Raw genomic sequence first — 26437 nt, 5'->3', positions numbered from 1 at the left:
GATGACCCAAGAGAAGGCACCCGGCGGCAACCCGCGCAGAGCGTGGGGGAGACAGGGGAAACGGATTCCCCGAGCGAACCGCCAAGCGGAAACGGCTCTTGCGGGGCGGCTAGAGGGGCTGCCGGCGGCGGACCGCCGACAGCCGGTTCTCCGCTTATGCCAGTTCGGCCGGTTGCGGGATGCGAAGCTTGACGCTGCGGGCCAGACGGATATACAGCTTCCCTCCGGCGCAGCAATATTCTCCCGCATCCATCCGATCCGGACCGTCCGCTATCGTCAGGACAGACGGCTCGGCCGTATCGCTCCATTCTTCGACCGTCCGCACAGGGTCCAGTCCCTTCAGGATCAGCGTCACGTCCGGGCCGCCGCGAGGAATATCCGCTTCCAGCCTGAGCTGTCCGGCTTCCCGCCGTATCCGCAGCCCGATCTCGCGGTCCAGGCCGTCCCGGAACGAGTAGTCGATCTGCTTGCGCGGATACGCCATCAGGCATAACCGGTCGTAACCATCGACCCGGTTCCCTACATGGCTTGCCAATTGGCACGTATCGTCGAGGTTGAGCGGCAGCACGCCGTCCGCTTGCAGGAATACCGGAATCTCATCCAGTTCGACCGGCAACACAATAGCCGCAGGTCCCTCATATTGCCGCTCGTCGAACAGTGAGATCCAGCTTCCTTCGGGAATATACACCTGCTTCGAATAAGCGCCTTCCTCCAGAACAGGAGCGACCAGCAGCCGCTCTCCGAACATGTACTGCCCGTTCATGGACACGCATCTCGGATCGCGGGGGAAAGCGGCGAACATCGCCCGCATCAGCGGGACGCCGTCCCGGCTGGAGATCCGGGCTTGTTCGTATATATAAGGCAGCAGATTCATGCGCAGATCCGCGTATTTCTTGTAGATCGAGATCACTTCGGGACGGCCCGTGCGCTCCGCGATGTTCCACGGGGTGCGGTCCTGGTTGAACTCGCCTTTTGTCTCGGCGTGAAGCTGCATCACCGGGCAGAAGGCCGCCATCTGGGTCGAGCGGAGGAACAATTCGGCTGTCGGAATGTCGCCGTGGAATCCCGCCAGGTCCCATCCCCAGAACGGGATGCCCGACATGCCGGCGCTTAGGCCCGCGTTCAGGGAAGATCGGAACGCCTCGTACGTCGACCGCTCGTCTCCCGCCCAATGGAGCGGATACCGCTGAGCGCCCGTGTACCCGGCCCGGCTGAACGTGATGCCGTCTCCGCCCGTCTTCCGCTGAACCTCCCGGTAGTAGGCGCCGATGTACAGATTCGGGTAAAGATTGCGCATCTCGGCTCCGGTCGATCCGTCCGCGAACAGCAGATCATTGCCGAAAATGCACTCGCCGCCGTCCGTTTTGAAGCCGTCAATGCCAATCTCGTCCAGCAGATACGCGCGCTTCTCGAACCACCAGCGGGCAGCGGCTTCATTGGTGAAATCGATGACCAGACAATCCTTGAACCAGTTGTACGGGATGCGGTACGCCCTGCCGTCCGCATGGCGGACGTGATAGCCGTTCTCCAGCATAAACCTCTCGTCGGCATCCTTCTGCTCGTGCTTCGCGCCGTACAAATATTTCTGGATGGGAATTTGCCACAGTAGCACCTTCATGCCTTGCTTGTGCAGCTCCTCCACCATCCGTTTCGGATCGGGCCAGCGGCCCCACTCCGGGAACTCGAAGTCGTCATATCTCAAAGCCTCGCCGCCCGGCACCGGTTCGTACTGCGCGTCGTTGAAAATATAAAACGTCGCTTCGTCGCTCCACTGCTCCAGCACGATGACCGTAGACGGAATCCCGTACCGCTTCGCCAGCTCGGCCTGCTTCTCGACTTCCCGCTGCGAATCCCAGTTGTTGCTCGATATCCACGGACCGAAGCTCCATTTGGGAGGCAGTTCGGGACGGCCCGACAAGGCGGTATAGGCGGAGATGACGTCCATCGGCTCCCCGACGAGCAAGTAACACTGCAGGGTCTGTGACTTCCCGGATACGTTCGCTTCCACCGCCAACTGATCGGACAGCGCCGTCCCGAATCGGAATTTCGAGTACAAGGGCGTATCGAGGAACAGTCCGTACCCCCTGTTGGAGATGACGAACGGCACCGGGATGTACGTCTTCAAGCCTTGCGAGCGGTATTCGTTATGCACGTAGTGATCGATGTCGAGTCCCCTGAATTCGATGTGGGAATAACGCTCTCCCGTGCCGAAGAACCGTTCCGTCTCATGCAGGCGGAAGTTGAGCCGGACTTTGCGAAGGCTGCCGTCCGCAGCCGCCAATACCTCGATGCCGCCGATTCCTTCCTGCACATATGTCTGCGCCGCGATCGCGTCCTCTTCGAGCAGCGTCAGGCGAAACGGCCGGCTCTCGATCCGCAGCGTATGTCCCGGTCCGGCCTGCAGCTCGATTGCCCCGTCCGAACAGGCCTGTATCTCCGTCTGCGCATCTATCGCTCCCGGCTTCAGGCTCACAGCGACGGTGCGCGGCCCCTTGACGGCGATCTCGAGACACGCGACAAGTCCGCCGCTGCGGGACGCCAGCTCGATTATCGCCTCGCTATCGCTCAACCGGACACAGCGGCGGACCTGCTCCAGCGCATGCCACTTCAGCACATGGAAGCCGTATTCGGACGAGACGGCTTCGCCCTGCTCCGTCACCGCGCGGAACCGGTACGTCACCGTATCGCCGGCCACGAATCTGCCGATATCTCCTTCCCAGCAGTTGTCTCCCTCCGCCGTCCGTTCGGGCCGCATCAGGTGCCCGTTATACGGCCCGCCGTTGACCGACACTTCCGCGTATACCTGCTGATCGGGGCGGAACGGTTCGGTGACGGCTCTGACGCGCACCCGGTCATGCTCCTCGGGATGCCTCGGTATGCGTTCGCAGTTCAGCGTGACATACGGGTCGTCCTTACCCGTCGGCTCGTGCAGCACACGGACAGCGGCTGTGGCGGCCGCCTGGTCTCCGGCCGCAGCCTGACGGGCGATCGCGAGCCCGGCCAGCGCCAGCAGAATCGCGCCGAGACGGCTGACTGGCGGCCGGTCCCCGCATCTCTGCAGATCCTCCGCCAGATAGAGGCTCTCCCTGGCCGTGGACAGATCAAACTCCGGCAGCTCGCCTCCCGGCTGCAGATGAGCCTCGGCATGCGAAGCCAGTTGCTTCGCGCGTCGGACGTCGCCTTTCTCCGCGTAATACCAGGCCAGCAGCGCCGTCAGATCGAACCGCTCGCATCCGCCGAAGGCCAGATCGTCTTCATCGAAACGAACGCCCTTGCCGATCAGCCGTTCTTCGACCTTCATCAGCGCTTCGATCAGAATGCGGTCCTCGATGCCGAGCATGCCGAACGGCACGGCCGCCAGCACGATATCGCCGTGAATCGATCTGGAGCCGAGGACGCTGATGAGCCGTCCTTCTTTGATGAACTTTTCGAACACAAGCTCCCGAATGTTTTTCAAAACTTTCTGGATCGCCGCGTGATAGGCGTGAGGCTGCATGGCCAGCAGAGCGCCATAGACGATCGCCAGATTGCTCAGATACACGGCTTCCCCGCCTCCGCACAACCAATGCCGGGCGGGAATCCGCCAATCCTTCTCCAGCAGCGCGACTGTCTCGGCGATCGGCGCCTGCAGCTTGAACAGGAGGTTGCCGGCTTGTTCCCGATCCTTCAGCGCGCTGGCGTATTCGCCGGCTGCCCACAGCCAATAAGCCTTGTCCAGCAGCGGCCAGCGGCCGAACTCGGGCCGTGAGGCCGACGCGACAAAAGCTTCGCATGCCCCCGCGTTGCCCGAACGGATATGCAGGGCGTTCATATACGCGGCTTCCCTGACATTTAATTCTCCCGCCGTCCAGAGCGGAATCGTTCCAGATCTCGAAGTATTCATCATTCTCCGGCTCCTTAGCCCTGTCTGATTCTCCTTGTCTTGCGGAATCGCGAGCACCTATAATGAAGATTGGCGGGATTTTTGTAGTCGCTTACAACAATCCCGCCAACTCTTGTTGGATAAAGCGGATATCGGCGATGTTATTTCAACAGCTTCTCGACCTTCGCTTGCGCGTTGTTCAAAGCCGTCTGCGCGTCGGCTGCGCCGAGTCTGGCTTTATCCAACTCTTCCCCGACCGCGGCCGTCAGTTCGTTCCAACGGTCCGCGATCGGCCCGACAGGCGGCAGCACCAGCGAATCAAGCGCTTCCAAGACCACCTTTTTGGACTCCGGCGGCGCGGATTGCTTGTAGTACGCGTCCATCACTTTGTCGTCGTCGATCGCCGGAATGCTCCAGCCTTTTTCGATGCGTTTGTTCACCACGAAGTCGCTGGACGTCATAAACTTGACGAATCTCCAGGCCGCTTCGGCATTTTTCGTTCTTTTGGAGACGACCAGGCCGTCCGTGAAGAAATGATGCGCCTTGTTCGTATTGCCGGGCTCGAGCGCGATATCCCACTTGAAGTTGGCGTCGGCGAAGCGCCCGAAGTTCCAGATGCCCGCCCGCAGCATCGCGATCTTGCCCGATTTGAACGCGTTCAGGTCCGCATCCGGCTGCGAGAACGTGTCGTCGTTCAGTGCAGGCGATACTTTGTGCGTCCGCGCTTTGTCCAGCATCCAGTTGAGCGCTTCCACGTTTTGCGGGCTGTTGACGGTCGGCTTGCCGTCCGCCGTGAAGATGCCTCCCCCGTTCTGGGCGATCGTCTTGTAGAACTCCCAGAATTGAATCGGCGCGTACGTTCCATAGATGCCGTTTTTCTCGTCCGTCAGCTTTTTGGCAGCCTCCAGTTCTTCTTTCCACGTCCAGCTTGCCTTCGGGTACTCGACCTTGGCTTTGTCGAACAGATCCTTATTGTAAAAAAGCACGACGTTGGAAAAGTTTTGAACGACCCCGTACTGGCCTCCTTTGTAGTTGAACGCGTCGTACGCCAGCTTCTTGTACCGCTTCGCGTCGAAGCTTTTGTCGGAAGCGATCACGTCGTTCAGATTGTACAGGACGTCCTTGGCCGCATAACTGACAAAGTTCTCGTAGCCGACCTCGAATACGTCCGGAGCCTCGCCGGAAGCGATGACGGTGTTCAGCTTCGTATAGTAGTTCGCGAAATCCAGCACCTCGGGCTGGACCTTCACGTCCGGATTCTGCTTCTCGAATTCGGCGATCATCTCCTTCAGCGTCTGCTCCTGGGAACCGCTCGCCGTATATTGCATGAATTTGATCGTCACCTGATCTTTAGGCTTGGCCGTGGCGGACGGTGCGGCCGACGGCGCAACGGACGGACTGTTCGAAGCCGCGCTTTGATCGCTGTTGCCGCCGCAGCCGGCTGCCGCTACGAGCATCGCCATCGACACGAGCATGAGACCCTTTTGACCTTTTTTAAGCATTGTACCTCTCCCTTTTCGAATGAATTGGTTTCATATGCCGCTTGTGCTTGCCTGCTGCCCGGACTGTCGCTGCCAGGGCATCCCCCCCTTCAAGCCGGACGCCTTACTTGATCCCGCTCAAGGTCATCCCGCGGATAAAATACTTCTGGGCGAACAAATACACGACAAAAATCGGAATGAAGCTGATGACATTGCCGGCCATCAGGATGTTCCACTCGGTCGACCAGCGTCCCTGAAGTTTGGACAGGCCGACGGGCAACGTCAGCAGATTCGTGTCGCTCACGACGATCAGCGGCCACAAGAAGTTGTTCCACGAGCTCATGAACGCGAAGATCGCCAATGTCGCCAACGCCGGTTTGCTGAGCGGCAGCATCACGTTCCAGAACACCCGGTAATAGGACGCGCCGTCCATATAGGCCGCCTCCAGCAGCGAATCCGGAACGGTCATCATATGCTGCCTGAGCAGGAACGTACCGTATGCGCTGAATATGCCGGGAAGGATGAGACCGGCATACGTATTCAGCAGGTTCAGCTTCTGGAACACGATGAACAAAGGCGTCAGCGTGACCTGCATCGGAATCATCATCGTTACCAGGAACAGGAAGAACAGGCCGTCCCGTCCTTTAAACGGAATTTTGGCGAACACGAACGCCGACATGGCACATACGAGCAACTGCAGCACGGTGGAGACGACCGACACCGCCAGGCTGTTGAACAAAAATTTGTAGATGGGGAAATACGTTTGAATCTGCGTATAATTGCTGAGCTTCCACTCCGACGGCAGCAGGCGCGGAGGCATTTTCACGACCTCCAGACTGTCCTTGAAGGAACCGAAGAGCATCCAGACGAACGGGAACAGGAACACGACGGCGGAAGCCAGCAAGACCGAATGCGACAGAACGAGCTTCAGCCAGCCTTTGGCGGATCGGTTATCGGTCATACGTAACCCACCTCTTCTGCAGTTGGTATTGCAAGTAAGTGACCGCGAAGATAATCAGAAACAATACCCACGACTGCGCCGCCGCAAAACCCATCTTGTGGTTCTGGAACGCGTTCTTGTAGACCTGCTCGACCAGCGTGCTTGTGCTGCCGGCCGGTCCGCCGTTCGTCAGAATCATGACTTGATCGAAAAGCTGGAAAGCATTGATGAGCGAGATCGTGATGACAAAAAACAAGGCGGGAGTCAGCAGAGGCAACGTGATGTTAAAAAACCGGTAGGTGGAGCCGGCTCCGTCGAGATGCGCGGCTTCATAGTAATCCTCGGAAATATCTTGCAAGCCCGCCAGCAGGATGATCGCGACGAACCCCGCGTCCTTCCAGACGGTGACCATAATGACGGCCGGCATCGCCCAGAAAAAGTCTTGAAGCCAGACAGGGCCTTCGATCCCCGCCAATGACAACACGTAATTCAGCAAGCCGGACTTGCCGTTCAAAATCCACTTCCATACGATGGATACGGCGATCCAGGAGGTGATGACGGGAATGAAGACAATCGCGCGGTACAGCTTGACGCCCCGCATCTTCCGGTTCAGCAGTACGGCGAACAGCAAGCCGAACACAAGCACGAGCGGCAAATAGCCGATAATGAAGCGAAACACGTTTTTGATGGACATCAAGGACTTCTCGTCCTGGAATACCTGAACGTAATTGTCCAACCCGACAAACTCGGCCTCCGTCAGCAGATCCCAATCCGTCAGGCTGATATAGCCGGAGGACACCATCGGAATAAGCTGAAACAGCAGAAGACCCGACACCCCCGGCAGCAGCAAAACGAATGCCGCCGTTCTTCTTGCCCAATGTTTATGACCGACCACGGCTCATGTTCCTTTCTGTGTCAGATCCTTTTGACCGTATCCCGGACGACCAGTTCGATCGGCAGCGTCAATTCCGTCTCCACGTCTTCCTTGCCTTCTATCGAATCGATCAGGCATTGAGCCGCGGCCGAGCCCCTCGTCACGATATCCTGCCGCACCGTTGTCAGGCGGGGAACAAACATCTTGGAGAGTGAAATATCGTCAAAACCGATCACCGAGATGTCCTCCGGCACCTTGACTCCGTTCTCCGACAAACCCGCGATCACCCCGAAGGCGACCAGATCGCCCGTGGCGAACACCGCCGTAATGCCGCGCCTGTCGGACGCGATGGCCCGGCCGGACTCTACGCCGTGGTCGTAACTGACAGAGCCTTCGAACACGTAATCGGGATTGTAGAACAACCCGTGCTCCTTGAGCGACCGCTTGTAACCGAGGAACCGCTTCTCCACGACGCCGTCCTTGCGGATCGTGCCCGTCACCAGCGCGATATTCTGATGCCCGTTCTCGATCAGATGCGTGGTGGCCATGTAGCCGCCCAGCTCGTCGTCGATGCCGATTCTCTTGAAGTAGTTGTCGTTGATGTAGCTGTCGATGAGCACGATGGGAATGTTAACTTTTTTCAAATCCTCGTAAAAGCTCTCCTGGTAGATGCCCATGATGATCGCGCCGTCCAAATTCCGCTGCATGGACACATCCAGGTATCCCTCCCCCTTGTTTACCCCGGATAAAATCATGTGGTACCCGGACTGGCGCAGCTTCGCTTCGATCCCGCAGATCAACTCGCAGTAGAACGGATTTTCCAGCAGCAGTTGGGATTGATCCTCGGTTTGCGGGATGACGACCCCGATCAGGTTGGATTTGTTGTTGGCCAGGCTGCGGGCCGAGTAGTCGGGAATATAATTGAGCTCTGCAATCGCTTTCTTTATCTTGCTTAAGGTGTCCGCCGACACCTTGTGCTCGCGCCCGTTAAGCACGTACGACACGGCAGCGGAGGACACGCCCGCCCGTTGAGCGACGTCTTTGATCGTAATCCGCTTCACAGCACACCATCCTGACTCCTTCTATAGTGTGTTCTCCACCCCCGACAGGAGGTTAATCGTTTAACTTATTTATAACTCATCCCTAAAGCGTTTTCAAGAAAAATTTGCTCTCTTTTGGCAAATTTTTTTGTTACACGTCCCATTCCATCAGGTTGTGGCTGGTTACATTTAACTCAAATGGGCGGTCGCAACCTGATTATTCGGTACGTTTTGTTAAGCGAATAACGAATTTCTCCCTTTTACGCCGTTCAAATCGGGACAAGTGCAGGTGTACACCTACGTAAAAAACATAGGAGGCATTCTCATGTACAATGTACGGCTCCACGAGAGTCGACCAGCTTCAATTCAGTGTCGACCATCATTTGACGACGGGAACCTTCAGGGAAGGCATCTGGAAATCGTTGTTCCAGCAGATCATTCCCAAGAAGTTTTCCATCGAGCAATCTGTTTTTATCGTAGACTCGAAAGGTCATGTGTCTAACGAAGTAGACTTGGCAATTTTCGACGAGCAGTATACGCCTTATATATTTCGATACGGCAATATCAAGTATATTCCCATTGAAGCAGTTGCCGTCGTCGTGCAATGCAAAAGCACCAACGTGTATGAAGACAAATTACGGAAATGGGTGAATAGCGTCGACGAGCTACGCACTTCGATGAAATCCGTGGCTCGCATGTACACTTCTATTTCCTGTGGGGACCTGGATCCGAAATCCCTGAAATCAGGCATGACACAAACCGCTACCCGTCCGGTCAAAATTTTATGTCATACCAAAAATGAAACGCCTGCCGGCATCCGGGGATTCGATATCGTCATTCATCCGAGGAAGGGCAAGTTGAACGTCACGATTCCGAAGGAGAAAGACAATCATCTGGGCACGTGGCATAAAGAGTTGAACCATTTCGGAGAACAGCTTACGGATCGGCATTTCACTCTCGACAAAGGAACCATTACGGAATATACACTGGAAAAATACCGGATTCGCCAAGATCAAAAACCGAATAAAGAGATCTCCTTGTTATCCCTGACGTTCCAGTTGAATCAGTTGCTGATGCTAATCAATAACCCGCTTTTGTTTCCGCATCTCGCTTATGTGGAGATGTTTAATCGACACTTGGACGAGATATGAAGCTGAGTTTCGCGAACCCCAAGCGAACATGAATTTCCCGGGAGGTTCGCACCCTGCGCCAGAGCTGGCTTTTTGGGAGAAATGAGTATCCTTACTCGAATTTTTCCCGCTCGAAAAAGCAGGTTCGCGAAAATGACGCCCTCAGGCCTTGTGCTGCAAGGATTTTCGACGGATGCAGTCGCTCCCCACGCGGGAGCGTGGATTGAAACGACGCATTCGGCCGTCTCGTTCGAGACGGCCGAAGTCGCTCCCCACGCGGGAGCGTGGATTGAAACATCCACGTTGTCGGCGAAAGCGACAGCTCTTTGTGGTCGCTCCCCACGCGGGAGCGTGGATTGAAACTCCGGTGCATCAGGTAAATTGATCTCAGCGTAATGGTCGCTCCCCACGCGGGAGCGTGGATTGAAACATCTGTCCCAACATTTAAGCGCGATAGGCCGATTCCGAGTCGCTCCCCACGCGGGAGCGTGGATTGAAACTCATCCAGCCCCGTCACGGTATAGCTTGTCTCCGGAGGTCGCTCCCCACGCGGGAGCGTGGATTGAAACTTGTAGTCAATTTGATCATTCGATTTCATCTCCTTTCAGGTCGCTCCCCACGCGGGAGCGTGGATTGAAACTGATGGAAAATTTAGCAGAACTGAGGTCATCGGTAACAGTCGCTCCCCACGCGGGAGCGTGGATTGAAACGATCTTGTTGCCGCCGAGGACGTAATCATTGCGCCAGGGTCGCTCCCCACGCGGGAGCGTGGATTGAAACGATCTTGTTGCCGCCGAGGACGTAATCATTGCGCCAGGGTCGCTCCCCACGCGGGAGCGTGGATTGAAACGTAAATGTAATCCAACTCAATCCCTTCGCGGGCGTCGCTCCCCACGCGGGAGCGTGGATTGAAACGCAGCACTCTGGCCTGCGGGAACCGCTGTTGAATCCGTCGCTCCCCACGCGGGAGCGTGGATTGAAACATTGTCTATAACCTGCTCGGCTTTTGGAAAGCCGGGACGTCGCTCCCCACGCGGGAGCGTGGATTGAAACCTAATTTGGCTTATGCCCATCTCCAAAATGGAGCGGTCACTCCCCACGCGGGAGCGTGGATTGAAACATAAATTTTACCGGGGTAAAGAAAGTAATAAGCAAAGTCACTCCCCACGCGGGAGCGTGGATTGAAACAATTTGCTTGCGGGTCCATATCGGCCCGCTTGTAGTCACTCCCCACGCGGAGCGTGGATTGAAACTGTGCGCGGTTGTTGGCAAATCTGACCGCTTTTGCGCGTCACTCCCCACGTGGAGCGTGGATTGAAACGCGCTTCCCGGCTTCATGAGGAGCAGCGTCGCGCAGGGTCACTCCCCACGCGGGAGCGTGGATTGAAACTTGCTAGGTAGGGAAGCCCGTTGAAGCCTGCCAGTGGTCGCTCCCCACGCGAGAGCATACCACCCCATAAATTCTCTCCCCCGTGCCCCTTACAGGGGCAACACGAAAATCCAACATAGAATTCCTAATATAGGAAATGATTCAATCTATTTTTTATGTCAGGTTTGACGCATTGGTAGTGAATAAAATATCGAAATACGACGAAGCTCACGCTTTTCCCGCCCTAGCACTCTTTTTTCACGGTTGACGCCGTCCGTGAAACGCGCTATAGTACGTGATTGCCGAAGGAAACATTTGGCGGAAAGCAACCCGACATCCTATACGAAAGGTCGTCGCATCAAGATGGATCATGGACGGAATGTGGGTTATGACGGTCACGTCATCGACCCGGACAAAACAGTGGATTCCAAGTATTGGGGAACGGAAAACGTCGGCTGGGACGGGTACGTTAAAGATCCGTGGAAGCCGGTAGACAGTCGCCGACATTACGTATCGGACGACGATGACAGCGAGTTCGAACTGCCCGATTGGTTCACGAACATCGCCGCCGTAGGGATGGCGCCCTTCCTCCTACCGTTAGGGCTGCTGATCGTCTCCTATTTGCTCACCTGGTTCACGGACTTGCTGGAGCCCTTGATGCGCTTCATACGTTTTCCCGGACTTGTATGGGTGGCGGTGAGCTTGGTCGTTACCACCAACCTCCGCTTCCTGGAAAAAATCTCAGGTGGAGAAACGGCCGGCCTCTTCAAGTCCAAAAGAAAAACGATCGCTTTCCTGACGGGGATCGTCTCGTTTGCGGCGTGTTATGCGCTGTTCGACCCTTCCCTGTCCGATTGGTTCGACGATTTTTATTGGACGCACAGGGAACGGCAGGAGGGATTCCTGGAGCACTTCGTCTGGTATGTGTTTATCGCGTTTCTGAATTTGACCCGAATCTTGATTCCGCTGGCCGTGTACCCGGCATTGAGACTCGCCGTCAGGCCGTTCCGGAATCGGCTGTACTCGGTCAGGGTGCAGACGTTCTTAGAAAAAAGAATCGTCAAGCCCTGAGCATCGACTCCCCGCTTCCCATCCAAATCAATATCCCGCAACGGTCCGAAGGGGACAGCAGATGGAGGAACAGGATCTCCAAACGCTGCTCCCTCCGGCGCGGGCAGCCTCCCCATTCCCCTTCGCTCGCTAGGAGCCGTCTCCATTCACCGAACGAAAACCGTACATCGGATCGGCGGCGCATCCCGCGTTTTTTGCGATCTCCGCTTCATGCAATGCCGGAGCGGCATCAAAAAAAGCCTCCGACCCGCATCAGCGGAATCGGAGACTTTACTTGCATGGACGGTTAGTCCAATACCAACGCTTGCATCACTTTGGCGATGCTGTCCGGCACGAGGACATTCGCGTAACCGTCATACGGCGTCGGGGTCTTGTTGATGAGGATAAACCGGTTCCCGTTATAGCGCCGAACCAACCCGGCCGCCGGCTGGACGGTGAGAGAAGTGCCGGCGACGACCAGCACATCCGCCTGCTCGATATAATCGGCAGCCCGTTGCAGCAGCTCCAAATCCAGCGGTTCCTGATAGAGCACGACATCGGGCTTGACGATGCCGCCGCACTGCTTGCAAGCCGGCACGAGACCTTGCTCCGGCGACAGGATGTCCTCCAGCGAATGGAACGTGCCGCAGCGGATGCAGTTGTTGCGTTGCACCGAGCCGTGCAGCTCCAGCACGTTCCGGCTTCCCGCAAGCTGGTGCAGCCCGTCGATGTTCTGCGTGATCACGGCCTTCAGCCGGCCTTGCCGTTCAAGCTCGGCCAGGGCGATGTGCGCCGCGTTCGGTTTGGCGTCCGGGTGGATCATGTTCGATTTGTAGAAATCAAAAAACAATTCCGTACGGCTGTAGAAAAAATCGCGGCTCAACATCTGCTCCGGGGCGTATTTCCCCCCGTTCCGCGTCCGGTACAGTCCGTCGGCCGACCGGAAGTCGGGGATGCCGCTTTCCGTCGACGTGCCCGCTCCGCCGAAAAACACGATGTTCTCGCTCTCGCTGACGATTTTCTTCAGCTCGTTGAATTCCATCTCGCTCCCTCCTTCAACAGCCGGTCGATTCGCGGCGGCGTCAGCCTCGCCCGGCAGGCGGCGGCCAGCGTGCCCGCCACCGGCCCGGAACCGCATCCGTGTCCGCTTACGGCCTCCATTCGCCCGTATGTCCGAGATGGCGCCGGATCATGTCCATCTTCAGCCTCCAGGTGCGCGGGCTCGGCGTCACGAGGTAAATCTCGGGATGCAGCTTGCGCAAATACTCCTGGCGCAGCAACGCCAGTTGGCTCCGGTGATACTCGCGGATCTCGTCCAGTCCCGGCAGCTCGCGCGCGAGCCGTCCGTCCCGAAAAACCGGCTGAAGCAGCTTCACGGCTTCGAAGTCCTCCACCCGTTTGCGCAAATACGGATGAACGGGATCGAACAGCTCCAGCACGCCGTCCTGACCGATCTCCGTCTCTTCCTCCAGCGCCACGTAATCGGCCTCCGCCCAGCCGGTTTTGCGGTTGATGATGCGGTACACGTCCTTGATGCCGGGCGTCGTCACCTTCTCCGGATTGCCCGAAATTTTGATGACGGGCTCGTAGCCGCGCGAGTCCCCGCCGATCCGCTCCCGCGCCACCAGCTTGTACACGCCGCCGAGGGATGGATTATCCGCCGCCGTAATCAGTTGCGTGCCGATGCCCCAACTGTCGATGCGGGCCCCTTGCGCCTTCAAGTCCAGGATAATGTTCTCGTCGAGATCGTTCGAGGCGACGATCTTCACGTACGACAGCCCCGCTTCGTCCAGCATGCGGCGCGCGGCTTTCGACAAATAGGCGAGATCGCCGCTGTCCAGCCGGATCGCCTGCATGCGCCGCCCTTGCTTCTCCAGCGCCTTGGCGACTTCGATCGCATGCGTGACGCCGCTGGCCAGCGTATCGTACGTATCCACGAGCAAAGTCACCTGATGCGGCAAAGCCGAAGCGTAACGCTCGAACGCCTGCTCCTCCGAGTCGTGCACCTGCACCCAGGCGTGCGCGTGCGTTCCTTTCGTCGGGATGCCGAACATCTGACCCGCCCGCAAGTTCGAGGTCGCGTCGAAGCCGGCGATATAAGCGGCGCGCGCGCCCCAGATCGCGGCGTCCGCCTCCTGCGCCCGGCGCGAGCCGAATTCCATCAGGACATCGTGCGGCGCGACCTGCCGAATCCGCGACGCCTTGGTTGCGATCAGCGTCTGGAAGTTGAGGAAGTTCAGCAGCGCCGTCTCGATCAACTGCGCTTCGAACACGGTCGCTTCGACGCGCAGCAGCGGCTCGTTCGGGAAGACGACCGTTCCCTCGGGCACGCACCACAAATTTCCGGTGAAGCGGAATCGGCGCAGCTCCTCCAAAAACGCCGGGTCGTACCCCTCTTCCTGCGACGCGAGGTAAGCGATGTCCGCCTCGTTGAAGTGCAGCTCCTGCAAATAGCGGACGATCCGCTCCAGCCCGGCGAACACGGCATACCCGTTGCCGAACGGCAGCTTCCGGAAGTACGCCTCGAACACGGCCTTGCGGTTCAGCGTGCCGTGATACCAATGGGCGTACATCATGTTGATCTGGTATTTGTCGGTGTGCAGCGTCAGATGCTCGGTCGACATGTCATTTCCATCCTTCCGTTACGTCTGCGCCTAGCACCCCGCGGAAATGCCCGAGCGCCCATTCATGGCCTTTGTCGTTGAAGCTCGCGACCGCGTCGGCGTGCACCGTGATCGCGAATCCGCGGTTATACGCGTCGACGGCCGTATGCAGGACGCAGATGTCGGTGCATACGCCCGCCAGGTGCAGCTCCGTAATTCCCCGCTCCCTCAGCTTCAGCTCGAGCGCCGTGCCGCAAAACGCGCTGTATCTCGTTTTGTCCATCCAATGAATGTTCTCCCGGTTCGCTTCGTACACGTCGCGCAGCCGTCCGTACAATTCCCGGCCGTCCGTGCCCCGGATATTGTGCGGCGGGAACAGCTTATGCTCGGGATGGTACACGTCCCCCTGCTCGTGCAGGTCGACCGCCATCACGACGAAATCGCCCGCCCGCACGAACCGCTCCGTCAGCTCCGCGATCCGCGATTCGATCGCGACAGCCGGCTCTCCGCACGGCAGACGCCCGACGACAAAATCATAGGTATAATCGATCACCACAAAAGCTTTCATCGGAAGCCCTCCTTTTGCCGGGACTCCGCCCGGAACTCAATTGTAGATCGACAGCTCCGGCTCCTGGTCGGCGAACCGGTACAGTTGAGCCGCGCGCTGCGAATATTTATTGGACGCGAGCGGGCGCCCCTGCTCGTCGCGGACTTCCTCGAGAATGCCCCGGCGGCAACGCGTCGACGTCAGCTTGCGGATAAAATTGGGCTCTTCGAATTCCGGTACGACGCAGCGGATGACCTGATACAGTTCGGCCAGCGTAAACGTCTCGGGCAAAAACTCCCGTGCGATCGTCGTCGTCAGCATGCGCCGCCGGACACGCTCCAGCGCGTCGCGCAATATTTCGCCGTGGTCGAAGGCGAGATCCGCCTCCAGCGCTTCCCGCACAGGCATCAGCTTCAACTCGTCCGCATCGGCGCCCGCCTGCCGCCCGAGCAGCAGCGACTCGTTCACCAGCGCGTAGAAGGCGTGGGAGACCATCCACCCGCGCGGGTCCCGGCCCGGCTTGCTGTATACGTTGAAATACTCCATCAGCACGTTCCGCACGCCGGTTTCTTCGGCCAGCTCCCGCTCCGCGCATTCGTACACCGTCTCCGTCTCTTTCGTAAAACCGCCCGGCAGCGCCCATTTCCCTTCGAACGGCCATACGCGGCGCTTGACGAGCAGCACCTGCAGTTCGCGGACGGGCAGCGACTTTTTACCGGAAGGTTTATCCTTCGACACGATGGTGAAAATAACGATATCCGCGGGCACGCCGTCCGGCGTCCGGTATTTCCCCGGCTGGTAGCCTCCTCCATTCACCGCCATGCTCATAGGGTTCACCTCGATCTGCAAGCCCAAGCGATACCGTTGTGATTGCCTGAATCCATACTTTCGATTTGATATTGTCATTATGACATATTGAAAAATGTTGTCAATAGTATTCCCGCCCGACGCGCGGCGAACCCGCTGCTCCGTCATTTCCGCGGGTTACGGCAGCGGCGGACAACGCCATAACTCGGCCCCGGCTGCGATCGGCAGTCGGGACCGGGGGGCGTCTGCCCCGTTATCCGGGCATCTTCAGGTAATAGATCGCGATCTGCGTGCGGTCGCGCAGCTCCAGCTTGCCCAGCACGGAAGTGACGTAATTTTTGACGGTTCCTTCGCTTAAATACAGGGCCGCCGCGATCTCCTTGTTGCTGAGTCCGTCCGCGATCAGCCGGACGATCTCGCGTTCGACCCCGGTCAACCCTTGCCTTGCGAGCCGTTCCTCCCGATTCGCCGGACTCCGGCCGGAGCCGTCCAGCATGCCGGCCAGCTTGCGCGCGATATCCGGATGGATCAGCAGCGATCCGTCATGCACGGTTTTGATCCCGGCCGCGATCCGCGCGGGCGGCACGTTCTTCAGCAGATAGCCGCCCGCCCCGTGGCGTATGGCCGCCGCGATATAATCGTCGTCGTCGAAGGTCGTCAGGATCAGCACGGCGGGCGGATTCGGCAGCGACCGGATCAACCGCGTCCCCTCGACGCCGTCCGTTCCCGGCATGCGGATATCCATCAGCACGACGTCGACCGGAGTCCGGCCGGCGAACTCGTACGCTTCCCTGCCGTCCCGGCAGGTCCCGGCGACCGTAAGCTCCGGGTCCAGCTCCAGCAAAATCCGCATGCTTTCCCGGATAAACGGGTCGTCGTCCACAATCAATACGGATATCATGTTGATCATCCCCCCGGTTGCTCCGTCTTCGGCGCGTTTATCGGCTTGGCATACGGCAAAAACGTCGTAACGGAAAATCGGCCCTCGCTGGACACGGCAAGACTCCCGCCGGCCATCCGGACCCTCTCGGCCATGCCTTTCAGGCCGAGTCCGCGGGAGACCGCGCCGTCCGGCACTTTGCCGTCGTTGCTGACGATCATCGCCACGCCGTCCGGCCGGTACTGCAAGCAGACATCCACAACAGAGGCCGCTCCGTGCCGGACCGCGTTCGTGATCGCTTCCTGCGCATTCTGGTACAAGATCCACTCCGCGCTCGGATACAGCGGCCGGGGAATTCCCGCGATCTCGAAGCGAACGTCGATCCCCATCGATTCCCCGGCCTCCCGGACGAGCCGGTCCAGCGCATACCGCCTGGCATCGTCCGCTTCGGGCGAAGCCAGGCGCCTCACCGTCTGGCGCATCTGCTCCATGCCGTCCTGCAGTTGGTCCCGCATCTGCTCCACCAGCCGGCCCGCCCGCTCCGGATCGGCCCCGATCAGTTGCAGCGCCGCTTCCGACATCATCTTCACCCGGATCAGCCGGTGCCCGAGATCGTCGTGGATATCGGCGGCGATCCGGTTGCGCTCGGCCAGCCGGGTGTACTCCTCGATCTGCGCCGCGTAATCGGCCAGCCGGCGGCGCGCCAATTCCAACTGCTCGTGGCTGGCGGCAAGCTCGTCGTATAGCTGCTCCGTCCGCTCCCGGCGCGAATCGTGCTGGCTCCCGGCGTACAGCACGCCGGACCAGGCCGTCCATAGCAGCGCGACCGGCGCAAGCAGCTCCGGCCGATGCTCGTGTAGAAAATCGAGCGGAACCATGCCGCCGATCAGCGTCCAGGCGACGGCTTCCCGAAGTCCGGGACGGCCGGCGTACGCTGCGATCAGCGTCGAGAACGGGAGCAGGTACAAGACGCCGTGCGGGAACCGATAGCCGAACCAGGCGAACAGGCCCAGCTCCAGAAGGAGCAGGGGCCTCCGGCGGGAGGGCCAGCGTTCCGCCGCTCTCAACACAAGCAGCGACAGCAGCGCGTAAGCCACATAAGGAGCATGCTCTCCCGTGTTCACCCCAAATAAAGTCAACAGCGCCGGAATCGCGACGAGCAGCGCCCTCATCCATCGCAGCCATAACGTCATCGGTCCTTCTCCGATCTGCCAGTATATGGTCCCATTATAGCATGGCCATGCGGCACGGGCACGATATGACTTTGGTCATGCGCAATCCGTGACCGAAGCGACCTGCGCCGCTGCCCGACAATCGGTACACTGAAGCTATCATAGGAATGGAAGGACGAATGGAAACGATGGCACTCGTATCTTTTCGCGACGCGCTCAAAAAGTACGATTCGCGCATAACGGTCAATCATTTGACGTTGGATATCGGGCAAGGAGAAATCTTCGGCCTGCTCGGCCCGAACGGCGCCGGCAAAAGCACGTCCATCCGCATGGCCGCGGGGCTGCTCCCGCTGGACGGAGGCGATATTACGCTGGACGGCCGCTCGGTCCGCAGCCAGCCTCTCGAAGTCAAACGCCGGCTCGGGCTCGTTCCGCAGGAGCTGGCCATCTACGAGCAATTGACGGCCTGGGAGAACGTCGCCTTTTTCGGCAGGCTGTACGGCCTTCGCGGCAAGCTGCTGAAGCAGAGGGTCGAGGAGGCGCTCGGCTTCGTCGGCCTGGCCGATCGGGCCGGCGACAAGCCCCACACGTTCTCCGGCGGGATGAAGCGCAGACTGAACATCGCCTGCGCGATCACGCACAGACCGATGCTGATTATTATGGACGAGCCGACGGTCGGCATCGACCCGCATTCCCGCAACCATATTCTCGAATCGGTGCGCGAACTGAACCGGCTCGGCTCCACCGTGATTTACACGACGCATTATATGGAAGAAGTCGAAGCGATCTGCACGCGCATCGGCATCATCGACCAGGGCAAGCTGATCGCCAGCGGCACGAAGGATCAGCTTCGCCGTCAGGCCGGGCAGGACATTGTGCTGTCGCTGGAGACGGACCGGCGGGATCAGGAGGCCATCCGGGAGATCAGGAGCCATCCGCGCATCCGGCATGTGAGCGAAGGCGACGGCGGGCGGCTCGACCTGACGGTTGACGACTCGCCGACCGTCCTGCAGGATGTGCTGTTTATCTTGAACAAGCATCAGGTCTCGCTCAAACAATTAACCCGCAACGAACCGAATCTCGAATCGCTGTTCCTGCATCTGACGGGCCGCAGCTTGAGAGACGCGTGACATTAGGGGTACGGAGGGATGTAAACGACATGTACGCATGGTTGACGATAACCGGCTGCGAACTGCTGAAGACGGCCCGCAGCCGTACGGTTCTGGTCATGTTGTTCGGGTTGCCGCTGCTCCTCATCTATATTCTCGGGCAAGTGTTCGGCAGCGTGACTTCCGCCCCGGCGCGCGTTGCCGTTTATGTGGAAGACAACGGTCCGCTGCGCGGGCAGATCGAATCGTTTTGGAACCGGGAGGATCTGCGGGCTTACGTCCGGCCCGTCTGGCGGACTTCCGCCCGCGAGGTGGAGCTCGAAGTCAAGGAGGGCACCGCCGATTACGGCGTCGTCGTCCCGGCGGGATTCTCCGATCGGGTCGCGTCCGGCGGCAAAGCCGAGTGGCTGGCCTATCCGGGCCGGCACGAAGACCGCAACATCGCCGCAAGGGCGGTGGCTTCCCGGTTCCTGTCGGAATTAAACGTCAGGCTCGCCGCCATCGCCGCTTACGGGCCGGAAGCCGGGCCGCTCCCCTCGGCCGAAGCGGATGAAGATATCCCGCTGGTCGCCGCCGTCCTGGCCGACGCGCCCCCCGGAGACGATGCCTTGTTCAAAGGATTGTCCGCCATGCAATATTACTCGGCGGCGTACCTGATCATGTTTTTGCTGTTCAGCGGCATGTCCGCAGGCATCGAGCTGCTGCGAAGCCGGCAGGACGGCACGTTGAGCCGTCTGTACGCGACTCCGCATCCGCTGCCTGTCGTGATCGGCGGATGGATCGGCAGCTCGCTCGCGCTCGCCATCGTCCAGTCCGCTTTTATCGTCACCGTCACCTCGTTCGCCTTCGGCGTGGACTGGGGCGGAAAGTTCGGCTGGATCGCTCTCGTCTGCCTGCTGACGGCGGTCGCATCGATCGGCCTGGCGCTAATCGTCGCTTCGTTTGCGCGGACGATCCAATCGATGCAGACGGTGTACAACATCCTTACGTTCGCCATGACCTTCGTCAGCGGCGGCATGGTTGTGGGCATGGGCGGCGTCATCGAGAAATTAGGACATTGGACCGTCAACCATTGGGCGAACGAAGCTCTCCGAGGCATCATGAACGGAGAGACCGCCTCGTTGGGAACCAATGTCGGCATCCTGTCGCTGATCGCCGCGGGTCTTGCCGCCTTGACCGCCATCCGAATGAGAAAGGTAGTTGATTTGCATGCGTAGCTGGCCGATCGCCGCCATGCTGATCCGAAGATCGATCGGCAGCCGCCGCGGCTTGCTGGTCAACCTGCTTGTACCTGCGGCTGTGCTGGGTCTCGTCGTCGGATTATTCGGGGCTTCCGAAAACAATCCGGCCGTGATCGCCGTGCACAATGCCGACCAAGGACTTCTCGGCTCCTATATCGCCGATTCGCTGTCCAGAGACGGGAAATACGATCTCCGCGCCGCCGAAGCCGACAGCGATGCCGATGCCGCCGAATCGCTGCGACAGGCCGTTCGGAACGGCGAGGCGGATGCGGCCGTGTACGTGCCCGCGGACTTCACGGAACGGCTCCTGGCGGGAGAACGGCCGCAGGCCCTCGTCTACCGGCAAAGCGAGCAGCTCTGGAACGCGGCGCTTCTCGCCGCGCTGCAAAGCGAAGCCGCCCGCCTGGACAGCGTGGTCAACCTCGTCCGCGAACGGCACGGCGCGCCGAAAGCGGAGGATTTGGCCCCCCTGCTGGCCCAGATGTCCGTCGAGCGCGTATCGGCGCGAGAAGCCGATCTGAAGCTCGGTCTCGTCGTATCCAACCCGACGGTCATCGGCGTGATGCTGATGTTCGTCATGCTGCTCGCCAACCAGACGATCGTCTACGTGCTGGAAGACCGGATTCACCGGACGATGGCGCGGATGTACGCGGCTCCGGTCCGGTCCGCCGATATCGCCGCCGGCAACTTCGTCGGCAGCATGCTGGTCGGCGCGATGCAGCTCGTGATCGGATTGATCGTCATGCGTTATGTGTTCGGCTATACGGTCGGGGGCGTGCCGTTCGTCTCGCTGCTGCTGGTGGCGGCATGCTTCCTGTTCGGAGCGGTCGGCCTTGCCTCCGCCTTGGCCGGGCTCGTGCGCAACACGAACCAGCTCGGACAGCTCAATACGTTGGCCGTGACCCTGACCTGCATGCTCGGAGGCTGCTTCTGGCCGCTCTCCATTACGCCCGAATTCATGCAGAAGCTGGCTAACCTCACGCCGCAAAAATGGGCGCTGGACGCGATCGACCGGCTCTCTTCGGGCGCCGGCCTGCCGGACATCGCGCTGCACCTCGCCATCCTGCTGCTGTTCGGCGCCGTGTCGCTCGCCTTCGGAGCCGCGTCGCTGCAGCCGGGCCGCTCGGCCGCGTGAACCAAACCGTCCCCGACAACAAACGAACCTCCAAAGCCGCTGTTAAAGTGGGGGTGGAGGTTCGTTTTGCTCGATTTCACTTCAAAGGCGGGGGGCGGGCGGCTGGCTCCTCACGCCGAGGAAGCCAACCGGCTCGCGCCCCGGCGAAACGCAACAGCCGGGCGGATAAAAACTCCGCCCGGCCGTTTATTGCCGCTAGATATGATTCAACCGGTCAAGCGCCAGACTGGCGAGCAGCGCCGCGCCGAGAGGGATGCATTCCTCGTTCAGCGTGTATTGCGGGTGGTGAAGCCCATAGGCGTTCTCCGCGCCTTGGCGCGGTCCCGAGCCTAGCCAGAAGAAGCAGCCCGGCACGTGCTTCAGATAAACCGAGAAGTCTTCGCCCGCCATCGTCGGGGCCGCCTCGACCCGCCGCTCCCTTCCGATGAGCGCATCGGTCGCCGCCTCGACAAACGCGGCTTGAGCGTCGTGGTTCACCAGCACGGGAACCTGCTCCATATAACGCAGATCGGCCTGGCACCTGTACCCGTAAGCTATGCCTTCGACCAGCCGCTTGATGATGCCCGGCAGCTTCGCCTGTACGGCCGGATCGAAAGCCCGTACCGTCCCGGTCAGCTCGGCGCGGTGGGGGATCACGTTGTTCGCGTGGCCCGCCTGCAGGCTGCCGATCGTGACGACGGCCGGCTCGAACGGCGACAGCTCCCGGCTGACGGCCGTCTGCAAACCCATCACAAGCGCGGACGCGCAGACGATCGGGTCGATCGTCTCGTTTGGAATCGCGCCGTGGCCGCCCCGGCCGGTCAACGTAAGCTCCAGCCGGTCCACCGACCCCATCAGCGCGCCGCGGCGCGTCGCCACAAGCCCCGCCGGAAGCGTCGGCAAATTGTGCAGGCCGTAGATCTCGTCGACGCCGTCCAGCGCGCCTTCGGCGATCATCGCCTTGGCGCCGGCGTTGATCTCCTCGGCGGACTGGAACAACAGCCGAATCGATCCGCGGGCCGGCCGGCGCGAGGCCAGCAGCTCCGCCGCGCCGAGCAGGATGGCCGTATGCGCGTCATGGCCGCACGCGTGCATGACGCCCGGCCGCTCGGAGGCGAACGGCGCTCCGGATTCCTCCTGGATCGGCAGCGCGTCCATATCGGCGCGCAGCGCGATTGTGGGACCCGACTCCGCCCCGTTCAACTCGGCGACGATGCCGTGGCCGCCGACGCCGCTGCGGTACGGAATCCCGAGCCGGTCCAGTTCGCGGCGCACCTTCGCCGCCGTCTCCGCCTCCTCGAAGCTGAGCTCGGGATAACGGTGCAGATCGCGGCGGAATTCGATCCATTTGTCCGCTCGGCCGGCCGCTTCCTCCAGCAGACGTATCCGTTCGCTGCCGCTCATGCTTCCGCCTCCCCTTCGCTATTGACCGTTTTCACCGCTCCTGCGCTCCGCTCGCCCTTGCCGTACAACTGCTGCATGATGCGCTTGCCGGTCGGCGTCTGGGCCAGGCCGCCTTTGGCCGTCTCGCGGTGCTTTTCCGGCATGGCGGAACCGACCTCCAGCATCACCTGCACCACCTCGTCGGAAGGAATGACGCTGCGCACGCCGGCCAGCGCCATATCCGCGGCCGCGAGCGCCGTCACCGCGCCGAAGCCGTTGCGGACGATGCAGGGGATTTCGACGAGGCCGCCGACCGGGTCGCAGATAAGCCCCAGCGAGTTTTTGAGCGCGAGCCCGACCGCGTGCAGCGCCTGCCACGGCGAGCCGCCGCGCAGCTCGGTCAGCGCTCCGGCCGCCATGCCGATCGCCGAACCGACCTCCGCCTGGCATCCGCCTTCGGCCCCGGATATAAACGAATTGTTCGCGATGACGTAGCCGATGGCGCCCGCGGCGAACAGGCCGTACGTCATCGTCTCGTCGCTCCAGCCGAACCGCTCCTGCGAGCTGACGAACACGCCCGGGATAATGCCGCACGAGCCCGCGGTCGGGGTCGCCACGATCCGCCCCATCGAGGCGTTCACCTCGGATACGGCGAGCGCGTATGCCATCGCGCGTTCGGCCACATAGCCGAGGTTGGAGTCGCTGGACTCGGCGTGCGCCATCACCCGCCGGGCGTCGCCCCCCGTCAATCCGCTGCGCGAGCGGGTGTCCTCTTCGAGCCCCCGCCTGACCGCTTCCTTCATGACGCCGTAATAGTCCGCCATCTGGCGGAACACCTCATGCTCGGGCCGGCCGGATTCCGCCGCCTGCTCCTTCAGCATCAGCTCGCCGATCGTCAAGCCTTCGGTCTCGCTGAGCTGCGCCAACTGCTCTAATGTCGTGAATCGCATGTCCTCACCCGTTTCGGAGATTGACGAAGCTGACGCGCGTTACGTCGGGCAGCCTCTCCAGATCCGCCAGCATATCCGGGGTCGGCGCTTCGTCCGTTTCGACGACGGTTAACGCATCGCCGCTGCGCGATTTGCGGTCGACGTCCATATGCCCGATATTGACGTTGCCCGCGCTGAGCAGCCGCGATATATCGGCGACCATGCCTTTGCGATCCCGGTGATAAACAAGCAGCGTCGGATACATCGCGGTGAACCGGACGTCGAAGCCGTTCACCTGCGAGATCTGGACGTTGCCGCCGCCGATCGAAGCTCCCGTCATCGATTGCTCCGGCTGTCCGCCTCCCCGCAGCCGGATCGTCACCGTGTTCGGATGCCCGGCAGGCTGGGACGCCGTCGCAAAAATGACGGACATGCCTGCCTGCTCGGCAATCCGGAGCGAATCGCGGATACGCGGATCGTCCGTGTCGAAATCGAGCAGGCCGCCGACCAGCGCGAGGTCGGTCCCGTGTCCTTTGTAGGTGTCGGCGAACGATCCGTACAGGATCAGCTCGGCCTGTTCCGGCAGGTTGGCGCCGAACATTTTTCTGGCCACCCGGCCGAGCCGGACCGCTCCCGCGGTATGGGAGCTGGAGGGCCCGACCATGCTGGGCCCTATAATCGAGAACACGTCTTTAAAGCGCACGGCCCGTTCCCCGTTTCGTCCATTCGATTAATCCGCCAGCCATTCCGCCAGGTGCGCGCGGACGAAATCGTCGTCGTTCAGATGCGGGTAATCGCGGTAGATCCGGTCGATCTCCTCCGCTTGGCCCGGCGAAAGCGTCTCGTCCGGATTGATGCACCAGGTTCCTTTCAGCAGGCCTTGCCGTCTGAGCACCTCATGTATACCCGGGATGCACCCGTGGAACGCGTTGGCCGTATCGAAAAACGCCGCGTTGGCGTCGGTCACTTCGATGTTGCGGCTCAGCCAGCGGATGGAGATTTCCGGTTTCGCCCGCGCGGCCTTGATCTCCTCCAGCAGCTCAACCGCCTTCTTCGTCCAGACCGCCCAATGTCCGAGCAGCCCGCCGACAATCGGCTTCTCGACGATGACGCCGTCCACGTTGAACCGGTACGTCGTCAGCAGATCGTTGATGATGTTGTCGTCGTTGCCGGTATAAAGCGCGATCTCGTCGCGGCGGCTGGAGTAGCAGACCGCGCGCACAACGTCGATCGTCTGGTACCGGTTGAACGGCGCCATCTTGATCGCGACGAGATTGTCGATCTCGGCGAACTTCCGCCAGAAGTCGAAGCTGAACGTCCGCCCCCCGACCGACGGCTGCAAATAAAAGCCGATCAGCGGAATTTCTTCGGCCACCCGGGCCGCGCGCTTCAGGATGTCCTCCTCGCTCCAGCCCTCCAGACCGCCCATGCTGAGCAGGCCCGCATGGTAGCCGAGTCCGCGCGCGATACGGGCTTCCTCGACGGCTTGCTCCGTGGGTCCGCACAGACCGGCGACGAGAATAAACGGTCGGCCGACGTTCGCCTTCGCGACTTCTTCGGCCGCGAGACGCAGAACCGGCTCGAACAGGTTGACGTCCTTGCGGCGGATCTCGAACTGCGTCGAATGCACGCCGACGGCGATGCCGCCTGCGCCGGACGCGATATAGTAGCGGGTCAGCGCGCGCTGGTGCCGTTCGTCCAGTTTGCGGTTTTCGTCAAGCGCAAGAGGATGCGCGGGAATGACCAGACCTTCGTGCAGCGCTTTTTTCAGTTCCGGAGACAAGGTAGCGGCTGGCATTAGAATTTCCCCTCCCGTTCTTGGAAATGCGTCGGTTTGTTCCACGTCGTGTTGCCCGCGGCCACCCATTCCGCCGTCCAGTCGATCAACTGAAGCAAGGAAACGCGCGGATAGCCGAACAGCTTGAAGGCTTTGGCGGCGTTGTTCAGCAGCGCCGTATCCGACTCCGTGCCGACGAACTGCGGTTCCTTGCCCAGCCGGCGGGCGAATTCCTGCGCCACCCAGCGGATCGAGATCGTCTCCGGCCCGGTGACGTTGACGATTTGCGGCGGAGTATCGCACACGGTCAGGCAGCGGATCGCCATCTCGTTGGCGTCGCCCTGCCAGATGACGTTCACATGGCCCGTGGCGAGATGGATCGGACGGCCCTCGTTGACGGCGCGGGCAACCTCCAGCAGCACCCCGTAGCGCATATCGACCGCGTAATTGAGGCGGTAGATCGCCATCGGAATGTTATATTTGTGCGAGAAATATTCGAAGACGCGCTCGCGGCCCAGGCAGGACTGCGCGTACTCGCCGATTGGGTCCGGAGAGACCGCCTCGGTCACGCCGCCCGAGCTGACCGGCACGAACGGGTACACGTTGCCCGAGGAGAAAACGACAATGCGGGAATCCTTGTATTTCTCCGAGACGCGGCCCGGCAAATACGAGTTCATCGCCCAGGTGAAATACTCCTTGCCCGTGGTGCCGAACTTGTTGCCGGCCATATAGATGACATTGTCGACGTTCGGCAGGCTGCGCAGCGCCTCGTCGTCGAGCAGGTCGCAGGAGATCGTCCGCACGCCCGCTTCCTCAAGCTCACGGCGCGTTTCCTCGTTCGAGAATCGGGACACGCCGTAAATTTTTTTGTTTAATCCGCCTTCGCGGATCGCGTTGCCCGCGAGACGCGCCAGGCTCGGGCCCATCTTGCCCCCGACGCCGAGGAGCATGATGTCCCCCTCGATTTTTTTCAGATCTTCAATCAGCTTGTCAGACGGCTCGGCCAGCTTGGCTTCGAGCTCTGCCACATTTTTAAACATGGGTCAACCCCACTCTCCCCTCCCGGTAATTACTTTCATCATACGGTTGCGGCAGATATAAAGACAAATCTTTTAATTGTCTTTAAATC

At 60.3% G+C, this 26437-nt stretch carries 21 protein-coding genes and 1 CRISPR repeat array; of the genes, 5 read left to right on the top strand and 16 right to left on the bottom strand.

Annotated elements, in window-relative coordinates:
• Positions 1-154 precede the first annotated feature (154 nt).
• From FE781_RS07785 to FE781_RS07765, 5 genes are all read right to left on the bottom strand, one after another.
• The gene (locus FE781_RS07785; RefSeq protein WP_138789046.1) at positions 155-3883 is read right to left on the bottom strand and encodes a glycoside hydrolase family 31 protein; all 3729 of its coding nucleotides are present in this window, start codon (positions 3881-3883) and stop codon (positions 155-157) included.
• 140 nt (positions 3884-4023) lie between these two features.
• Entirely contained in the window at positions 4024-5364 is a 1341-nt protein-coding gene (locus FE781_RS07780) for an ABC transporter substrate-binding protein (RefSeq protein ID WP_138789045.1), read from the bottom strand.
• Between the two features lie 103 nt (positions 5365-5467).
• Positions 5468-6304 (bottom strand): carbohydrate ABC transporter permease, encoded by an 837-nt coding sequence (locus tag FE781_RS07775; RefSeq protein WP_138789044.1) that lies wholly within the window; start codon positions 6302-6304, stop codon positions 5468-5470.
• Positions 6294-7178 carry a carbohydrate ABC transporter permease gene (locus FE781_RS07770; RefSeq protein ID WP_138789043.1) on the bottom strand — a complete coding sequence of 295 codons (885 nt, stop codon included), beginning with the start codon at positions 7176-7178 and terminating at the stop codon, positions 6294-6296. Before FE781_RS07770 ends, FE781_RS07775 begins: the two co-directional genes overlap by 11 nt.
• A 20-nt stretch (positions 7179-7198) precedes the next feature.
• Positions 7199-8218, bottom strand: a complete 1020-nt coding sequence (locus tag FE781_RS07765; protein WP_138789042.1) for a LacI family DNA-binding transcriptional regulator — start codon at positions 8216-8218, stop codon at positions 7199-7201.
• A 311-nt stretch (positions 8219-8529) separates the two neighbouring features.
• On the opposite strand from FE781_RS07765, the gene FE781_RS07760 reads away from it, so the two are divergent.
• Positions 8530-9348: a DUF6602 domain-containing protein gene (locus tag FE781_RS07760; protein WP_138789041.1), complete on the top strand. Its 819-nt coding sequence runs from the start codon at positions 8530-8532 to the stop codon at positions 9346-9348.
• Positions 9349-9525: 177 nt separating this feature from the next.
• A CRISPR array of direct repeats spans positions 9526-10515; the repeat unit is 32 nt; unit sequence GTCGCTCCCCACGCGGGAGCGTGGATTGAAAC.
• Between the two features lie 544 nt (positions 10516-11059).
• On the top strand, positions 11060-11767 hold the full coding sequence (locus tag FE781_RS07755; RefSeq protein WP_138789040.1) for a hypothetical protein: 708 nt from the start codon (positions 11060-11062) through the stop codon (positions 11765-11767).
• Positions 11768-12053: 286 nt separating this feature from the next.
• Here the strand turns inward: FE781_RS07755 and FE781_RS07750 are convergent, their stop codons facing one another.
• The 6 genes from FE781_RS07750 to FE781_RS07725 form a co-directional block, all read right to left on the bottom strand.
• Positions 12054-12788 carry an NAD-dependent protein deacylase gene (locus FE781_RS07750; protein WP_138789039.1) on the bottom strand — a complete coding sequence of 245 codons (735 nt, stop codon included), beginning with the start codon at positions 12786-12788 and terminating at the stop codon, positions 12054-12056.
• Between the two features lie 106 nt (positions 12789-12894).
• Complete coding sequence (locus tag FE781_RS07745) at positions 12895-14370, bottom strand: nicotinate phosphoribosyltransferase (RefSeq protein ID WP_138789038.1); 1476 nt, start codon at positions 14368-14370, stop codon at positions 12895-12897.
• Position 14371: 1 nt separating this feature from the next.
• Complete coding sequence (locus tag FE781_RS07740; protein WP_138789037.1) at positions 14372-14917, bottom strand: cysteine hydrolase family protein; 546 nt, start codon at positions 14915-14917, stop codon at positions 14372-14374.
• 36 nt (positions 14918-14953) lie between these two features.
• A complete protein-coding gene (locus FE781_RS07735) occupies positions 14954-15724 on the bottom strand; it encodes an NUDIX domain-containing protein (RefSeq protein WP_138789065.1) in 771 nt (256 codons plus the stop codon).
• A 232-nt stretch (positions 15725-15956) separates the two neighbouring features.
• A complete protein-coding gene (locus tag FE781_RS07730; RefSeq protein ID WP_138789064.1) occupies positions 15957-16604 on the bottom strand; it encodes a response regulator transcription factor in 648 nt (215 codons plus the stop codon).
• A 5-nt stretch (positions 16605-16609) separates the two neighbouring features.
• Positions 16610-17776, bottom strand: a complete 1167-nt coding sequence (locus FE781_RS07725; RefSeq protein ID WP_138789036.1) for a sensor histidine kinase — start codon at positions 17774-17776, stop codon at positions 16610-16612.
• Positions 17777-17943: 167 nt separating this feature from the next.
• Between FE781_RS07725 and FE781_RS07720 the strand changes: the two genes are divergently transcribed.
• The 3 genes from FE781_RS07720 to FE781_RS07710 are packed head-to-tail and all read left to right on the top strand — an operon-like array spanning position 17944 to position 21240.
• On the top strand, positions 17944-18885 hold the full coding sequence (locus FE781_RS07720; RefSeq protein ID WP_138789035.1) for an ABC transporter ATP-binding protein: 942 nt from the start codon (positions 17944-17946) through the stop codon (positions 18883-18885).
• A 29-nt stretch (positions 18886-18914) separates the two neighbouring features.
• Positions 18915-20081 (top strand): ABC transporter permease, encoded by a 1167-nt coding sequence (locus tag FE781_RS07715; protein WP_138789034.1) that lies wholly within the window; start codon positions 18915-18917, stop codon positions 20079-20081.
• Complete coding sequence (locus FE781_RS07710) at positions 20074-21240, top strand: ABC transporter permease (RefSeq protein ID WP_138789033.1); 1167 nt, start codon at positions 20074-20076, stop codon at positions 21238-21240. The genes FE781_RS07715 and FE781_RS07710 overlap by 8 nt, the downstream gene beginning before the upstream one ends.
• A 195-nt stretch (positions 21241-21435) precedes the next feature.
• Here FE781_RS07710 and FE781_RS07705 read toward each other — a convergent pair whose 3' ends face one another.
• The 5 genes from FE781_RS07705 to FE781_RS07685 are packed head-to-tail and all read right to left on the bottom strand — an operon-like array spanning position 21436 to position 26348.
• Positions 21436-22623 carry a M20 metallopeptidase family protein gene (locus FE781_RS07705; protein WP_138789032.1) on the bottom strand — a complete coding sequence of 396 codons (1188 nt, stop codon included), beginning with the start codon at positions 22621-22623 and terminating at the stop codon, positions 21436-21438.
• The gene (sdaAA, locus tag FE781_RS07700) at positions 22620-23552 is read right to left on the bottom strand and encodes an L-serine ammonia-lyase, iron-sulfur-dependent, subunit alpha (RefSeq protein WP_138789031.1); all 933 of its coding nucleotides are present in this window, start codon (positions 23550-23552) and stop codon (positions 22620-22622) included. The genes FE781_RS07705 and sdaAA overlap by 4 nt, the downstream gene beginning before the upstream one ends.
• A gap of 4 nt (positions 23553-23556) precedes the next feature.
• A complete protein-coding gene (gene sdaAB / locus FE781_RS07695) occupies positions 23557-24234 on the bottom strand; it encodes an L-serine ammonia-lyase, iron-sulfur-dependent subunit beta (RefSeq protein ID WP_138789030.1) in 678 nt (225 codons plus the stop codon).
• A 27-nt stretch (positions 24235-24261) separates the two neighbouring features.
• Positions 24262-25329 (bottom strand): dihydrodipicolinate synthase family protein, encoded by a 1068-nt coding sequence (locus FE781_RS07690; protein WP_211346330.1) that lies wholly within the window; start codon positions 25327-25329, stop codon positions 24262-24264.
• Positions 25329-26348: an NAD-dependent epimerase/dehydratase family protein gene (locus FE781_RS07685; protein WP_138789028.1), complete on the bottom strand. Its 1020-nt coding sequence runs from the start codon at positions 26346-26348 to the stop codon at positions 25329-25331. The genes FE781_RS07690 and FE781_RS07685 overlap by 1 nt, the downstream gene beginning before the upstream one ends.
• Positions 26349-26437 lie beyond the last annotated feature (89 nt).

Source organism: Paenibacillus thermoaerophilus, assembly GCF_005938195.1.
GTDB lineage: Bacteria > Bacillota > Bacilli > Paenibacillales > Reconciliibacillaceae > Paenibacillus_W > Paenibacillus_W thermoaerophilus.
Note: the sequence above shows the minus strand (reverse complement) of the source record. Positions and strands in the feature narration are given on the sequence as shown.

Excerpts from the sequence above, each read along its gene's own strand:
- FE781_RS07720 (WP_138789035.1), top strand. The coding sequence starts at position 17,944 with ATGGCACTCGTATCTTTTCGCGACGCGCTCAAAAAGTACGATTCGCGC.
- FE781_RS07760 (WP_138789041.1), top strand. The coding sequence starts at position 8,530 with ATGTACGGCTCCACGAGAGTCGACCAGCTTCAATTCAGTGTCGACCAT.
- FE781_RS07685 (WP_138789028.1), bottom strand. The coding sequence starts at position 26,348 with ATGTTTAAAAATGTGGCAGAGCTCGAAGCCAAGCTGGCCGAGCCGTCT.
- FE781_RS07730 (WP_138789064.1), bottom strand. The coding sequence starts at position 16,604 with ATGATATCCGTATTGATTGTGGACGACGACCCGTTTATCCGGGAAAGC.
- FE781_RS07725 (WP_138789036.1), bottom strand. The coding sequence starts at position 17,776 with ATGACGTTATGGCTGCGATGGATGAGGGCGCTGCTCGTCGCGATTCCG.
- FE781_RS07710 (WP_138789033.1), top strand. The coding sequence starts at position 20,074 with ATGCGTAGCTGGCCGATCGCCGCCATGCTGATCCGAAGATCGATCGGC.
- FE781_RS07735 (WP_138789065.1), bottom strand. The coding sequence starts at position 15,724 with ATGAGCATGGCGGTGAATGGAGGAGGCTACCAGCCGGGGAAATACCGG.
- FE781_RS07690 (WP_211346330.1), bottom strand. The coding sequence starts at position 25,329 with ATGCCAGCCGCTACCTTGTCTCCGGAACTGAAAAAAGCGCTGCACGAA.
- FE781_RS07745 (WP_138789038.1), bottom strand. The coding sequence starts at position 14,370 with ATGTCGACCGAGCATCTGACGCTGCACACCGACAAATACCAGATCAAC.
- FE781_RS07785 (WP_138789046.1), bottom strand. The coding sequence starts at position 3,883 with ATGAATACTTCGAGATCTGGAACGATTCCGCTCTGGACGGCGGGAGAA.
- FE781_RS07755 (WP_138789040.1), top strand. The coding sequence starts at position 11,060 with ATGGATCATGGACGGAATGTGGGTTATGACGGTCACGTCATCGACCCG.
- FE781_RS07705 (WP_138789032.1), bottom strand. The coding sequence starts at position 22,623 with ATGAGCGGCAGCGAACGGATACGTCTGCTGGAGGAAGCGGCCGGCCGA.
- FE781_RS07715 (WP_138789034.1), top strand. The coding sequence starts at position 18,915 with ATGTACGCATGGTTGACGATAACCGGCTGCGAACTGCTGAAGACGGCC.
- FE781_RS07740 (WP_138789037.1), bottom strand. The coding sequence starts at position 14,917 with ATGAAAGCTTTTGTGGTGATCGATTATACCTATGATTTTGTCGTCGGG.
- FE781_RS07780 (WP_138789045.1), bottom strand. The coding sequence starts at position 5,364 with ATGCTTAAAAAAGGTCAAAAGGGTCTCATGCTCGTGTCGATGGCGATG.
- FE781_RS07775 (WP_138789044.1), bottom strand. The coding sequence starts at position 6,304 with ATGACCGATAACCGATCCGCCAAAGGCTGGCTGAAGCTCGTTCTGTCG.
- FE781_RS07750 (WP_138789039.1), bottom strand. The coding sequence starts at position 12,788 with ATGGAATTCAACGAGCTGAAGAAAATCGTCAGCGAGAGCGAGAACATC.
- sdaAA (WP_138789031.1), bottom strand. The coding sequence starts at position 23,552 with ATGCGATTCACGACATTAGAGCAGTTGGCGCAGCTCAGCGAGACCGAA.